The sequence below is a fragment of the Halodesulfovibrio sp. genome, assembly GCF_015482765.1.
Taxonomy (GTDB): Bacteria; Desulfobacterota; Desulfovibrionia; order Desulfovibrionales; family Desulfovibrionaceae; genus Halodesulfovibrio.
This window is the reverse complement of the sequence record NZ_JADMLB010000077.1, coordinates 15,571-29,975: the sequence shown is the minus strand read 5'-3', so window position 1 is coordinate 29,975 and position 14,405 is coordinate 15,571. Positions and strand designations below refer to the sequence as shown.

Annotated in this window: 11 protein-coding genes and 1 tRNA gene; 10 read left to right on the top strand and 2 right to left on the bottom strand. The window is 44.9% G+C overall.

Annotated elements, in window-relative coordinates:
* Positions 1–3: 3 nt before the first annotated feature.
* From QZY95_RS15970 to QZY95_RS15945, 6 genes are all read left to right on the top strand, one after another.
* Positions 4–80: transfer RNA gene (locus tag QZY95_RS15970), tRNA-Met, on the top strand.
* A 392-nt stretch (positions 81–472) separates the two neighbouring features.
* Complete coding sequence (ilvB, locus tag QZY95_RS15965; RefSeq protein WP_290925377.1) at positions 473–2,149, top strand: acetolactate synthase large subunit; 1,677 nt, start codon at positions 473–475, stop codon at positions 2,147–2,149.
* Positions 2,142–2,453, top strand: a complete 312-nt coding sequence (gene ilvN, locus QZY95_RS15960; RefSeq protein WP_290925375.1) for an acetolactate synthase small subunit — start codon at positions 2,142–2,144, stop codon at positions 2,451–2,453. Before ilvB ends, ilvN begins: the two co-directional genes overlap by 8 nt.
* Positions 2,454–2,637: 184 nt before the next feature.
* The gene (locus tag QZY95_RS15955; RefSeq protein ID WP_290925372.1) at positions 2,638–4,728 is read left to right on the top strand and encodes a hypothetical protein; all 2,091 of its coding nucleotides are present in this window, start codon (positions 2,638–2,640) and stop codon (positions 4,726–4,728) included.
* Positions 4,729–4,787: 59 nt separating this feature from the next.
* The gene (locus tag QZY95_RS15950) at positions 4,788–5,792 is read left to right on the top strand and encodes a glycosyltransferase family 9 protein (RefSeq protein WP_290925370.1); all 1,005 of its coding nucleotides are present in this window, start codon (positions 4,788–4,790) and stop codon (positions 5,790–5,792) included.
* Between the two features lie 204 nt (positions 5,793–5,996).
* Positions 5,997–7,619, top strand: a complete 1,623-nt coding sequence (locus QZY95_RS15945; protein ID WP_290925368.1) for a sensor domain-containing diguanylate cyclase — start codon at positions 5,997–5,999, stop codon at positions 7,617–7,619.
* Between the two features lie 52 nt (positions 7,620–7,671).
* Here QZY95_RS15945 and nadD read toward each other — a convergent pair whose 3' ends face one another.
* Complete coding sequence (nadD, locus tag QZY95_RS15940; protein ID WP_290925366.1) at positions 7,672–8,355, bottom strand: nicotinate-nucleotide adenylyltransferase; 684 nt, start codon at positions 8,353–8,355, stop codon at positions 7,672–7,674.
* Positions 8,356–8,695: 340 nt separating this feature from the next.
* On the bottom strand, positions 8,696–9,958 hold the full coding sequence (locus QZY95_RS15935; RefSeq protein ID WP_290925364.1) for a glutamate-5-semialdehyde dehydrogenase: 1,263 nt from the start codon (positions 9,956–9,958) through the stop codon (positions 8,696–8,698).
* A gap of 364 nt (positions 9,959–10,322) precedes the next feature.
* On the opposite strand from QZY95_RS15935, the gene QZY95_RS15930 reads away from it, so the two are divergent.
* The 4 genes from QZY95_RS15930 (at position 10,323) to QZY95_RS15915 (ending at position 14,352) form a co-directional block, all read left to right on the top strand.
* Positions 10,323–10,991 (top strand): hypothetical protein, encoded by a 669-nt coding sequence (locus QZY95_RS15930; RefSeq protein ID WP_290925362.1) that lies wholly within the window; start codon positions 10,323–10,325, stop codon positions 10,989–10,991.
* Between the two features lie 602 nt (positions 10,992–11,593).
* Positions 11,594–13,174: a sigma 54-interacting transcriptional regulator gene (locus QZY95_RS15925; protein WP_290925360.1), complete on the top strand. Its 1,581-nt coding sequence runs from the start codon at positions 11,594–11,596 to the stop codon at positions 13,172–13,174.
* A 208-nt stretch (positions 13,175–13,382) separates the two neighbouring features.
* Positions 13,383–13,610 carry a zf-HC2 domain-containing protein gene (locus QZY95_RS15920; RefSeq protein WP_290925358.1) on the top strand — a complete coding sequence of 76 codons (228 nt, stop codon included), beginning with the start codon at positions 13,383–13,385 and terminating at the stop codon, positions 13,608–13,610.
* 34 nt (positions 13,611–13,644) lie between these two features.
* Positions 13,645–14,352: a flagellar hook capping FlgD N-terminal domain-containing protein gene (locus tag QZY95_RS15915; protein ID WP_290925356.1), complete on the top strand. Its 708-nt coding sequence runs from the start codon at positions 13,645–13,647 to the stop codon at positions 14,350–14,352.
* Positions 14,353–14,405: the final 53 nt, after the last annotated feature.

Here is a 14,405-nt window from a genome sequence, read left to right as displayed (position 1 = left end):
TGACGCGGGGTGGAGCAGCTCGGTAGCTCGTCGGGCTCATAACCCGAAGGCCGCAGGTTCAAATCCTGTCCCCGCTACCAAGAACGCAAAACGGTTCAGAAGAAATTCTGAACCGTTTTTTTGTGCTGTAAGAAAAACTGTTTATCCACTCAATATGTTTATTTTACTGAATAATCTCTATACGTGTTGACAGGGGTAGGCCAACTGGGTATCAGAAGGAATAACAACTTTGTAAAACTTGGAAAACAACATGTACAACGCAACCACGACATACCTCTCGTTAGAAACTAGCAATGCATTGCTAGTCTCCGTCATCGTGGTCGTCGTCAACGTCGTGAGAAACGTCGTCGCGTTGTAACGGGTTTTGCATACTAGCTAAAAACGATTCCGCCAGCGCTTCGGCCCGGCGGATTTTTTTATGATCCAGAATCTTCGCCGGTTATGAGTACCTTGGATCAAGGCAGGAAGAATAATGCGAGAAATGACCGGCGCAGAATGCACTATTCGCCTCTTAGAGCGGCAGGGCATTACGACTATTTCAGGTATCCCCGGCGGGGCAAATCTGCCGTTATATGACGCTTTATCGCGCAGTAAAAAAATAACCCATATTCTTGCACGGCATGAGCAGGGAGCCGGGTTTATTGCACAGGGAATGGCGCGTACGACGGGTAAGCCGGCTGTATGTCTTGCTACCTCAGGCCCCGGCGCCACGAATATTGTGACTGCCATTGCAGATGCCAAGCTTGATTCTGTTCCCCTTGTTTGTATCACCGGACAGGTGCCTACGCCGCTTATCGGCACTGACGCATTTCAAGAAGTAGACACCTACGGCATGTCTATTCCCATCACAAAACATAATTTCCTTGTACGGTCTGCAAAGGAATTACTTACGGTTATTCCGGAAGCTTTCCGCATTGCAGCATCTGGTCGTCCCGGCCCTGTTCTTGTTGATATTCCAAGGGATGTTCAGCTTGAGGAAATTGTAATCGATTCTTTCCCTGATCCGGCTGTGGCTGATGCGCCGCCAGTTGTAGAACGTGCGGATATTGAGACTGCTGCTGCTATGATTAACAATGCAGCGCGCCCTGTTTTATGGGTTGGCGGCGGTGTTGTTGCAGCGCAGGCAGACACCGTTTGTAAGAAAATGGCAGAAAAGGCCTCTATGCCTGTAACCATGACCCTTATGGGCTTGAGTGTTATTCCGCGTGACCATGAGCTTAATATAGGCATGCTGGGTATGCATGCTGAGCGATACACTAATATGGTTATGGAAGGGTGTGATTTAATTGTTGCCGCCGGAGTGCGTTTTGATGATCGGGCGACTGGTAAAGTAAATGAATTTTGTCCGAACGCGAAAGTAATCCATATTGATATTGATCACTGTGAGCTCGACAAGCTTCGTTCTGCCAGTCTCGGTATTCTGGGAGACATCCGAGATGTATTTTCCGACCTGCTTCCAAAGGTAGAAGCAAAACCGCGTAAAGAGTGGATTGGATATATTTCTGCATTAAAAACAGCTTTTCCGCCGCATGCCCCTTCTGAGAGCGGTTTTGGATCTCCGCAAAAATTTATTCGTCTTGTGGGCGAACTTGCCGGTGAATCTGCCATTGTTACAACAGATGTTGGTAAGCATCAGATGTGGACAGCACAGAGTTATCCGTTCTCCGGTGGTCGCCAGTGGCTTACCTCTGGTGGTCTCGGCACTATGGGGTTTGGTTTGCCTGTAGCGATCGGGGCAGCATTAGCTCAACCTGAGAAAAAAATTATCTGCTTCAGCGGTGACGGCAGCATTTTGATGAATATGCAGGAGCTGGCAACAGCAGCAGAGCATAACGTGAATGTTACTGTTGTGCTTTTCAACAACCAGTGCCTCGGACTTGTACATCAGCAGCAGGAGCTGTTTTTCGAAGGGAATTGTTTTTCATCTGAGTTTCCTGTTGCTTTGGATTATGTTGCAATTGTTCGTGGTTTCGGCTGGCATGTTTGTGATCTTGCAAAAGAGCGCAGCGAAGAAGCTTTGGCTGAAGCGTTAGCATTTAATGGTCCCTGTCTTATCCATATGCCGATAAGCAGGGACGAGAAAGTGCTTCCTATGGTTCCTCCGGGAGCAGCGAACCGTGTTATGATCGGAGGTGATACCAATGGCTAATCATGCACATACCGTTCTTGATATTTTGGTGAACAACCATCCGGGAGTAATGGCGCATGTTACAGGGCTGTTTTCGCGTCGTGGTTTTAACGTAGAGGCTATTTTGTGTCTTCCTGTTGCAGACACTGCAACAAGCCGCATTTGGCTTCTCGTTAATGAGGACGGCAGGCTGGATCAAATGATGCGGCAGATGCGTAAACTTCAGGATGTATATGAAGTTACAGCAAAAAAAGAACACACGCCGGTATTTTCACGTCTTGCATCCGTTATGAATGGAACTCCTGAACCGGAGCCGACAGAGTAATTATATGATGTCTTATTGCTGATACGCTGCACCTGAAAGTGTATAAGCACTAAAATCCTGTATACAACAACCATTGTGTGCAGGATTTTATCATTTTGTTTCCAATGGATGAAACCTTCTGTTTGCCCAAGTTTGAGAACTTGGGTACATATCTGGCGATGCATTTTTATCTTCGGAGTTTTTCATGCGAATAGGATCTAAGCTTGCCACCGGATATGTCGTTCTTTTAGGGCTCATGGGGGCTCTCGTTTTTTTTGGTATTGACGGTGAACAGCGGTTATCAAAGAGTTATGATGCACTTGTTCGTCTTTCCCGTTTGGAAAGCAGCATTGCAATGGTACATAAAGCAGCGCTTTCCGGTGCAGGACATGATGCACTGTTGAGCCTTAATGCAGAGCTGACAAAAGAGCTTGATGATTTTGATGTAACAAGAGACTCGAATGAAGCTGCTGTAATACGGCGGGCACAGCTTGCTAATACAGGCTATAAAGAAAAGCTTGAAGCACTGAAGACATTGAACACCGGAATTAAACGCTATATTGAACTTTCTAAAGAGAATGTGAGCAATATTGCGGATGATGTGGAGCGTATTGCTGATATTATTGCAGACCAGCGTGTTCCTTTGCTGAGTGTGTCATCGCAGGAAGCACAGAAGAAACGTGCTCAACGGTTGAAAATTATGCAGGACAGCGTGCTGAATTTGAAAGTTGCCCTGCGCCTTATGGAAGCAACGAGCAAGAAAGGCGATTACGATACTGCGAAAGAGAATGCAGAATTGCTGCTTGAGAATTGTATTTCATTACGTGCCAGCATGAAGGCCATGGATTTACTCATTTTAGACCGTGCAATTGTTGCAGCAAAAAATTTGAATGCTGACTTTGTTCAGCTGGGACAGCTTTATAACCGAACACTGGATGTTGACTCGGATATCGGTTCCGGCTTGATCAATGTTAATGTTTCCATACGTCAGCTGGCAGATTCTCAAAGAGACAACCTTGCTTTTGTTCGTGAGTCCGCGATTCTTCCGGGGATTTCATTGATTGCGGCTGCAGTTATTGTGGCTCTCATTTTTTATCTTCTTATTTTACGAACAAGCGGAAGTTTTGTGGCTCGCGTAGAGCAGGCTGTAGCCGGATTAACCTCCGGTGAGTGCCCGCCGCCCTCAAAAGGTGTCCACGGGATGTCTCAGCTGGAAACGGCGCTTTGGGCTGCATGGAGTAAAGTGACGGAGCAGACAAAAGCTGTTGAACGATTGACGGCTGGCAAGCCTGCTGCAGATGCAGAGAACTCCTTTGGCCTTGATGCGTTGAGTAGAGCTATCGGCGGAGTTGAGCTTTCTCAACGTGAGGTAGAACAAAATTTGCGGCAATGTCTTGAATCTGTAAATATTCCGGCAAAGGGTTCTGCTTCTGATATGCTACAGGCATTAAAAACCTGTGTGTATGAGTCTTCAACTTCACTTGTTTCTATTTCCGGTAAAGTTACTGAGCTTAGAGCTTCTGCTGTAAAGTTGGAAAATGGACTTTCGCAGGCTTCGGAGCAAAGTGAACAGGCTTTTGCAACGTTACATGGCGTTAATAATTTCAATGAGCTTGCTTCTGCGGTTTCTTCTGCGCTAGAGGTCGTTCAGAAGCAGAACGGGGTTTCTACTCCTCAAATTGCTGAACTGACATCTCAGGTTGCAGAGATTGAACGCGCTATTAAAGTGATGGGATGGCAGGTTGCCAGCTATGAAGATGTTGCCCGCCATTTGGAGACAATAGCTATCAATGTGAATGTTGAGGCTGCTCGAATAGGTGCAGATACAACGGCAATGGGAACAATTGTGGACGAGATTCGCGGGTTGTCTGACAAATGCAGACATGCGGCTGAAGCAAGTGATAATGGCAAAACTATCGGTTCCCGCGCGCTTGATCGACTCTTCAGCAGATTGAGCGCATTGGAAAAATATGGTGAATCCTCTATTGCCACTGCGGATAAAGATGCTGTAAAGCGAGCAGCACAGGTGTTAAGTCAGCTGGAAAATGTTGAATTAGCGCTTACCGCTATTTTTACAAAAGCTGCCGTTAATTGTTCACAGTTTGTGGCTGAAACAGAAACATTGGTTGCAATTGTGGATAATGCATCGGCTACTTCTGAAAAGCTATCAGAAGAGTTGGCAGAAAAGCCTGCTTCGCACAGTGAGTTTTCATTTAAACAGGAACCTATTGAACTTACTGAACAGGTGATTGTTTTTGATGATGAGCCTGTGACATTACCTAAACTTGATTTATAATGACTTTCTAGTTGGTTAGAACGTAGCTTCCGGCAAAAAGATACGATAAGAGTGAACATATGAATGTACCCAATAACTGGCTAGTCATGCGCTTAAGTGCACTGGGAGATGTAGTACTTACTACTGGTGTGCTTTCTTATCTGAATAACAAGTACGGCTGGCGTTTTACCTTTCTTACTCTAAAGCCCTGGGCTTCTGTGTTGGAAGGGCATCCTGCCATTGATCGTATCATCCCGATTGATAAAGAAGAACTCCGTTCCGGCGGTGAATATACGTTTTTTAAGCAGATTGCAGAAGAGCATGAAGGGAAAGGATTACTTGACCTGCATGGCACTATGCGTTCCCGTTTTCTTTCCTTGTGTTGGAAAGGGGCTGTTCGGCGGTATCCTAAATTTTCATTGCAGAGACGCCTTTTTTTGCAGACTGAAGGAAAGTTAGGAGGCGAAAAGCTTCTCCGCTTTAACGTTCCGCAACGATATGCATTGGCAGTAGAAGAGGATGCGCCTTCCCGACTGGAGTTATTGCCGCAAATTTTCTTATCAGAACAGGAAAAACAACTTGGCAGTACCATGTGTGGCGATATGGCGCAGGGAAAGCCAATTGTTGCGATCCATCCATTTTCTACGCATCCCAATAAAGCATGGTTTAACGATTATTGGCGTGAGCTTGCTGCCAAACTGGTTTCCAGTGGTGTGCACGTGGTCGTTGTCGGTGTCGGAAATTCTCCTGTGTCAGCCGGCGACGGGGTGACGGATTTAACAGGCAAGACAACATTACGTGAAACCTGTGCTGTTTTAGCCTGCTCTCAGGTGCTTGTGACTGGGGATTCCGGCCCTATGCATCTGGCAGGGGGCGTACAGACGCCAGTTGTTGCTTTATTTGGTCCTACACACAGGGCATGGGGATTTTATCCTGAAGGACTTTCCGATATTGTGCTTGAAGCAGATGAAGATTGTCGCCCTTGCTCTCTTCATGGTAAAAAAGTATGTGATAAAGAACAGATATGCATGCGTTCGATTGAGCCGGACAGAGTTCTGCAAAGTGTTCTTTCGTTACTTGCGTAATCCTTTCTATATGTACAGTTACCAACAGCCGGGGGGCTGCGTGTTTTTTTGTGGGTAACTGTGACAAAATATTAAATAAATAGAAATAACTGTCGATTAATACACTCATGCTGTTGAAGGTGTAGTAACCTTTTGCGCCATGACGTTTGCTGTCTGTATGGTCGGGGCGCTTTTATAAGAGTAATGAATAATAGGGAATGCTTCATGGCAGCCACAGACAACATGAGAAATTGTCTTTTAGTATTGAAACACGATGCTGACGCTATTCTGGGAAACACAACGTGTTTAGCGGAGCAGGGATACATTGTTCGGCAATGTGATGTTTCAATAGATGAGTTTTTGTCTGTTTATAGGGAATTTCCACATTCTGTATTTCTTGCGAATATGGATAACGACAATACTCTAGAGTTTTTGCGAACGTTCGAGTCGAGTCTAACAGGCTCCAAAGTTCCGGTAGTTTGCTGCTGCGAAGAATTGAATGATGCAGCATTTGCTCGTGCTCAAGATTTAAAGCCATTCGCGTGGCTTCCTCTTTCTTGTCCGTCACAGATGTTTGAATGCACAGTGAGCTCGGCATGTCTGTATAGTCGCGCAGATGTGCGTCATGAGCGGGCAAATGAAAAGTATAAGCTGGTAGCGCAAAGTATACCGGAAGGTGTTGTCATGCTTGATAATGCATGGTGCGTAGACTTTGCTAACGATCACTTAAATCATCTTGTCGGAATATCTTCGCCACTTGAGGGCATTCACATAAATACTTTTCTTGATGCTGAAACATTTTTACGCCTCCAAGTTGTGTGTAGCAATCTTGATGCGAATGCAAAGCAGAATTTTCAGGGGTATATCGTCACCACAGATGATGAAATGGTTCCTGTTTGGTTTTCAGTAAGTAAGGTCGAATCAACGAACAATATTTTGTGCGTTATGACCAATCTGGAAGAAAACCTGCAAGCTGAAGCGGCGTTACGAGAAGCTGAAGCAAAGTATAGGGCGCTGTATCTTAATGCTGCGGAAGGTATGTTCCGCATTGAGGAGTCTGGACAGATTATTGAAGCCAACCCTGCCTTTAATCGCATTTTCGGGTTTGAAGTGCTGGACTGGTCGACGGCTCCTGCCGATCATAATTTGTCTGAACGGTTTGTGACTCCGGAAGATTTTATTACTTTGATGGATCAGGTGCAGACGATAGGGCGTCAGTCAAAATTTAATGCACAACTACTACGACGCGACGGAACTCTTATCTGGGGTGAAATTTCTGCTCATTGGAGTATTGATCCAAAAAATCAGGTGCCATACGTGGAAGGAATTCTTTCAGATGTTACCGAACGAAGAAGAGTTGAGCTTGATTTACAACGTAGAGCTACAAGGGATTGTTTGACAGGTGTATTCAGTCGCGGATCATTTTATGAAAAATTAAACAGTATTCTGGCTGCTGCTCGATATGATCAAAGCACCTTTGCTGTATTATATTTGGATTTGAATGATTTTAAAAACGTGAACGACACCCACGGACATCATTGTGGTGATATTGTCATTAAAGAACTTGTAAGACGAATTAATGCTCAGATTCGTGAGCATGATGTTTTTGGTCGTATCGGTGGCGATGAATTTTGTATTGTTCTGGAGCATGTTCGCTCGTTATGCGATGTGGATGCTGTTGTTCGGAAAATACACAGTGTCGCAGATGAACCGGTTGCGATTAACGATGATAAATCAGTGAGTGTCGGTCTGAGTGTTGGAGTGGCTATGTACCCTGAAGACGGAGATTCTCCTGAGGTACTGCTTCAACGGGCGGATCAAGCGATGTATATAGAAAAACGCAGCTAACTAGCTGCGTTTTTGTTTTTATGAAGAGATTGTACTGCAGGTGATGCGAGCGTTATCTGCAATTTTTTTTGTCGCTCCAGCATGCGGTAATAATGTCTGCGTAATCCATCATTATTTTATGCACGCTGTCTGGAACAAGATACGAAATGTCTCGGTCTTTCATCCAGCGTTCTCGAATGAGAGTTGCTGAGACGTCTATGCGTGGTTGCGGCAGAAAATAGATGTTGTGTTCGCCAAGTGCATATGCAGCAGCCACGTTCCCTGCAGGAGGAAGAAGTTCAAGATCTGGCCAATACTGCGGGCAAAGTCTGTTGAACTCCTCAACATCAGAGTCTGAGCGGGCTAAGACAATAATGTTTGTATGCTCTATAAGCTCAAGCCCTTTATGCCAGTCCGGCAGGGTCGGTAAATCAATTGACCCCATTATGAAGAAAAGTTCGCATTCTTCTTCAGTCTCTTTGTAGTGCTGAAGAGTATCGTATGTGTATGAAGGGCCGGAACGTTCAGACTCCAGCTCGTTGACAGAAAAGTTTGGGTATCGGTTGATTGCAGCCCGAATCATACGGTTTCGCAGCTCGAAGGAAAGCAGACCGTTTTCTGTTTTGTGCGGTGGTGTTGCACAGGGAACAAAGTCGATTCGATCCAGTTTAAAGGCTTCTTCAACTTCAACTGCTGGACGAATATGCATGATGTGGGTGGGGTTGAATGTTCCCCCAAGAATTCCAATACGTTTCATAGCAAGCTTACTTGGGTTAAGGTTGTTAAACAAATCTGCACAAACTAATGTGACTATACCATGCTATAGTATACCGTGCCAAAGAAAAAAATCGATAATTCAGACTGAACTGAGCTGCATAATTGCACACTTTGGTCGTGATTTTTTAATGGAATGCATAAAAAAGGATGAGGCTTGTGGCCTCATCCTTTTTACTTTTTATAACTGCGCATACTGCAGGCGGGTTTTCCCTATGCTGATGCGTAGCAGTGTATACAGATAGGAATTGTTTTTTGTGATGCAAGGGTAGCAGGTAGACAGTGCTTTTTGAGCTACCAAGCCATTACAGGTTCAGCAGCAACTACTGACGAACTTGTCCTTGACCGAAGATCACAAATTTAGTGGTGGTCAGTTCTTTTACGCCCATTGGTCCGTAGGAATGTAATTTAGAAGTACTGATACCGATTTCTGCTCCAAGTCCCAGTTGTCCACCGTCGTTGAATCGAGTGGAGGCATTAACAGAGACACAGGAGGCGTCAACTTCACGCATAAACTTAAGCGCACGGTTGTAGTCCTGTGTGCAAATAATTTCTGTGTGGTTAGAGCCGTTTTCAGCAATGTAGTCCTGTGCTTCCATCATAGAATCGACAACCTTAACCAGCAGGATGAGGTCGTGGTATTCCGTGCCAGGGTCAGAGTCTCTCATTGCGACTGCTGTTGCACCCAACTGTGAGAAAGAACGAGGGCACGCTCTAAATTCAACATTTCGTTCTGCGCCGAGTTCTTTAGCGACCATTGGTAAAAATGCATCAGCAACATCTTTATGAACAAGCAGGCCTTCAAGAGCGTTACAAACACCCGGACGCTGCGTTTTCGCGTTAATAATGATGTTGAGTGCTTCTTTTAAGTCAGCACTTTTATCAATAAATGCATGGCAAACACCTTCGTAGTGTTTCAGAACCGGCATAGTCGCAAGTTCAACAACTTTACGAATAAGTGTTTCGCCACCGCGAGGAATAATTACATCGATGTGTTCTTCCAATTTACACATGGCTGCAATAGCTTCACGGTCAGTAGTTGGCACGACCTGAACACATTCTTGAGGCAGTCCTGCAAATTCCAGTGCTTCGTGAAGCAGGCCGGCCAGTGCGAGGTTGGAATTAATTGCCTCGGAACCACCGCGCAGAATAATAGCATTACCCGCTTTAAGGCAAAGAATGCCGGAATCAATGGTAACGTTTGGACGTGATTCGTAGATCATTGCGATAACGCCCAGCGGAATACGCATTTTGCCGACAAGCAAACCGTTGGGACGCTGCCACTGTGTTTCAATGGCACCTACAGGGTCGTCCATTTCTGCAATAAATTTACAGGCGTGAGCCATTTCTGCAATAGTTTCCGGAGTAAGGCGCAGACGGTTCAGACGGGGGGCATCAAGTCCTTTTTCTTCTGCTTTAGCAAGGTCTATTGCGTTGGCAGCAGTAATAGCATCTTCTTTTTCAAGGATGAGTTCAGACAGACGCATCAATGCGTTTGCTTTCATCTCAGGACTTGCAGCAGTAAGTTTACGGGCAGCTGCTGAAGCTTTTTTTCCCATGTCTTCTAATAGTTGATGAGTATCCATATGTCCTCCGGCTAAGCATCGGAAAGAGCCAGTTTTGGTCTACCGAGTGATATGTGATTCTTGCACACGCAGTGCTTGAGAGATTGTGTGGTTCCGATACGACTACTCGCGGTATGTCCACGCTGATTGCGGGCACAACTTGCAGCAATGCAAAGCAGTACCTTTTTGATGATTAAATCGCAAGAGACACCGTTTGCGGCTTTGTTGAAATAATGTTGTATTTTAAACAGAAGTCGAACGCTATATAATGATACATGATATGACGTGGTGTTATAAAAAACAATATATTTTGACAATTTCGTCATGTAGGCTTACAAAAAAAGCGTTTTTTCAATTGGATACTGAGAACAATTTAGGAGCGAACATGGTTGATCACAAAGAACCGCATTCCCCGTTATTGGTAGACTCATTGCAGCAGAGTGTTTCAAAGGAAGCTGCACCGTTACTGAATTTTGTTCTGAAGCACATAAAGAGTATCGCGCTCGGGCTGTTTTTGCTTGTGAGTGTGATTGCCGGTGCCGGTATTTATAACTATATGCATGAGCAGAAGATATTGAATGCTCAGCAAACACTGATGGATCTCTCGGCAGGAGCTTCAACGGAAGCCCAGTTACATGAATTGAAGGCTTTTGCCCAATCCGCGCCTGAACAGGTTCGCCCGGCTGCTTTGCTTGCTCTTGCTAAGGCTGCGTTGCGTGTTCATGATTACGCTTCAGCAGCGGAAGCATGGGGAACATTGCAAAAGTTGAATGTTGACAGCATGCGTGACCTTGCCGGAATGGGCAGAGCCGACGCATATGCAAGAATGGGTGACTACAAGATGGCGCAGCAGGTTCTTACTGAAATGCTTCCGGCTGCTTCTGAAGCATACAAGCTGCCTGCAAAACATCAGTTAGCTATTATGGCTGAGAAAAGTGGCGATGTTGCTACTTCCGCAGCAATGTACAAGGAGCTTGAAGAAAGTGTGCCGGATGCAAACAAAGCATTTTATGCACATAAAATATCTGCTTTGAATCTCAAGCTTAAAAAATAGTGACAAAATTGAATAAATAAACAATATGCACCTGAGTAAGGTTGTATTGTTCAATATCTTGAGATTATTACAATATGGCAGATGTCTCTTTTATCGGTATTGGATGTATTTCCTTTCTGAGCGTCTTGTTTTAGAGCCTTGTAAGTCTGTCGGGGTTGACCTTGTGTTGGCTGCTGAGTAAGAGATGCAGGCGTTTACTGTGCTGCTGATTCTTTCAATTGTATGCAAAAGACAGGCGGAAGAAGGCTCCACAATATTGCGTTACAGAAGAGCAATACAATAGATAAAATTTTTCGGCGATACGCTTTGCGTGTCATATCAAAGATAATGACATTGTTATCGGCAATAAATACAGCGTAATTTGTTAGTTCCTGTTATTATGGATGCTGTATTCTTATTGTAGACATGTTTTATGTTTGGATATTACAGGCAGAGGGTCTTGTCGGTTCATATGCGCGGATGAGGTATGCCACCATGCGTACCTTATATTGAAGCAGATAAAACCCTGTCTGCTTACGCTATACGATAATTGCTGAACCCGTTCCGGACTGCTGTTTAACACACAACAGCTGGGCATGACCGGAGCTTAGGAATCAAATTACATGAGTGTTACAACGTTACAAGACGACAAACTGCAACCGTATATGGGTACCCTTCAGTGCATAGTTTCTGAACTAGGTTCACAAAAGCCTTTTCAGTCTACTCTGAAATCTCTGTTGCAGACTTTGTCTGAAAATCACAACTTCAGAAGACCACATATCGTGATCTTTGATCCAGAAACACGCACCCTTAAACTAACTCTTGCGCATGGTCTCGATTCTGCTGATTCAATTGAATACGAGCCGGGTGTTGGTGTTACAGGACAGGTTTTCACAACCGGTGCTCCTGTGATCGTTCCGAGAATGAAGGAACATCCTGCGTTTCTGAACAAAGCATTCGGTCGTACAGAAGAAGAGCTTGCAGAATTGGCATTTATTTGTGTGCCTATTACCGTTCCGGGCAGGGAAGGTTCTGCTGGTGAAGTCATTGGTACTTTGAGTGTCGATTTACCAAGCGACACAGCCCAAAGCCTTGAAGGCCAGACTCGTTTTCTGGAAGTTGTTGCAGGTATGGTTGCAAACCATGCTACCTATCTGCAGGAAGAGATTGCACGCCAGAATCATATGATGGCGCAGGGCATTGGTGGCGGTGACTTTGTTGATGCAGGTGCAGCTCCTGCTAATATCATCGTTGCTTCTAAATCTATGAAACTTGTATTGAATCAGGTTTCTCAGGTTGGACCTAGCCGTGCCACTGCGTTACTGCGTGGTGAATCTGGTACTGGTAAAGAATTGCTCGCAGAAGCAATTCATCAAGCAAGTCCTCGTCGTGACAATCCACTTATTAAGTTGAATTGTGCGGCATTGCCTTCTGAACTCGTTGAAAGTGAACTTTTCGGTTACCAGAAAGGTGCTTTCACAGGCGCAGTGCAAGATAAAAAAGGTCTGTTTGAACTGGCTAACAATGGTACGCTTTTCCTTGATGAAGTAGGGGAGCTTAGCCCTACTGCGCAGGCAAAAGTTTTGCGTGCGATTCAAGAACAGGAAATTCAGCGCCTTGGCAGTGAAAAAACATTGTCTGTTGATGTGCGACTTATTTGCGCAACACACCGTCCGCTTGAAGAACTGGTGGAAAAAGGTGAATTCCGCGAAGACTTGTACTACCGCATTAACGTTTTCCCAGTATTCATTCCGCCGCTTCGTGAGCGCCGTGAAGATATTCTGCCGCTTTCAGAGCACTTCTTATCTACCTATGCAGAAGAATACGAACGAAACATTAAGCGTATTTCCACACCAGCTATTGATTTGTTGATGCAATATCACTGGCCTGGGAACATTCGTGAGTTGAAAAACTGCATTGAACGTGCAGTGTTGGTGTGTGATGAGCAGGTAATCCGTACGTACCACCTTCCACCTTCTTTGCAGACTGCAGAAAGTACTGCAACGGATTCAAACCTTTCTTTCTGTGAAGCTGTCGCTAAATTTGAGCAGGAACTTCTTGTTGATGCTCTTAAAAAAGCACGAGGCAATATGCTTCAGGCAGCACGCGATCTTCGAGTCAGTTACCGTATTGTTAACTACAAAGTTAAAAAGTACGGTATTGATGCGAAAAAATTTGCGGTAACACGCGGCCGCAGCCGATAATCTTCGGTTTATATAAAGATTCCTTAAAGGAGCCACATTTTTGTGGCTCCTTTTTTTGTGCCTACTGGTCTGTATTCAAAGGAGTTTTTAGCGAGATCGTATTTTGTTAAGAAAACTTTAGATAAGTTTAGATAACGTTAATGGATGATCTGCCTCTTACCGCTCGTACCTATAGGTGAATATGCCAAGAAGTAAGGAGCATTTAATAATGAAACCGAAAAAATCTTCAAGCTGGCTTGAACTGGTCTACGGCGGAACCATTGAAGAAGGGCTTTCAACAAGCAAGGAAGCTTGTCCCGGACACAATGATGTCGCCGCTTATCTTGATAAGAAGCTTCCTGTAGCTCGCAGAAAAGAAGTTGAAGGGCATATGGCATCATGCCGTGAATGTCGTTCTGAAGTTCTGGAATTACGAAGAATTCTTTCATCCTGTTAACCGCACGTCACTAATCTCAAGGAGGAGAAAACACATGCAAGTATCTACAACTCAGTATTTGAACTCAACCCAATCGAGGGATGTGAAAGCTCGTGAGCCGAAGAATTCTCTCGGTAAAGACGACTTCATGAAGCTTTTAACGGCTCAGATGTCTAATCAGAACCCGTTAAAGCCTACCGATGACACGCAGATGCTTGCACAGTTGGCTCAGTTCTCTTCACTTGAGCAGCTTACAGAATTGAATGGCACAGCGAAGAGTTCCAATGTTGCTCTTGGAGCAATTAACGTTACCAACGCTGTTGGGTACATTGGAACTTCCGTTGTTGCCGGTGGCGACAAAATTCATAAAGGCGAGTCCGGATGTAGTCCTGTTTACTACACCGTACCTGAAGGCGTTGAAACCGTTAAAGCTCATGTTTACGACGCATCTAAACGTATTGTGGATACCGTTGTTCTTGCCGGAACAGGTGAAGGCGAACACACCTTTACTTGGGATGGAACTAATCCTCGTGGTGAATTACCTCAGGGGCAGTACACTGTCGGGTTCGAAGCGCGTGATAAAAACGGCAAGCTTCTCAAAGTTGGCGCGAAAGTTGCTGGTAAGGTTACAGGCGTTACTTCGAAAGATGGAAAAACTGTTCTCGAGCTTGAAGGCGGCCGTACTGTGAATCTCATTGATATTAGCCGAGTAGAGCAGCCGGTGGCGAAAAAAGACGACGATAAGAATAGCGAAAACAGTTAAGCCTACAATAAATAACACGTTAATAGTATTAAGTTGTCGGAATTTTTTACCCT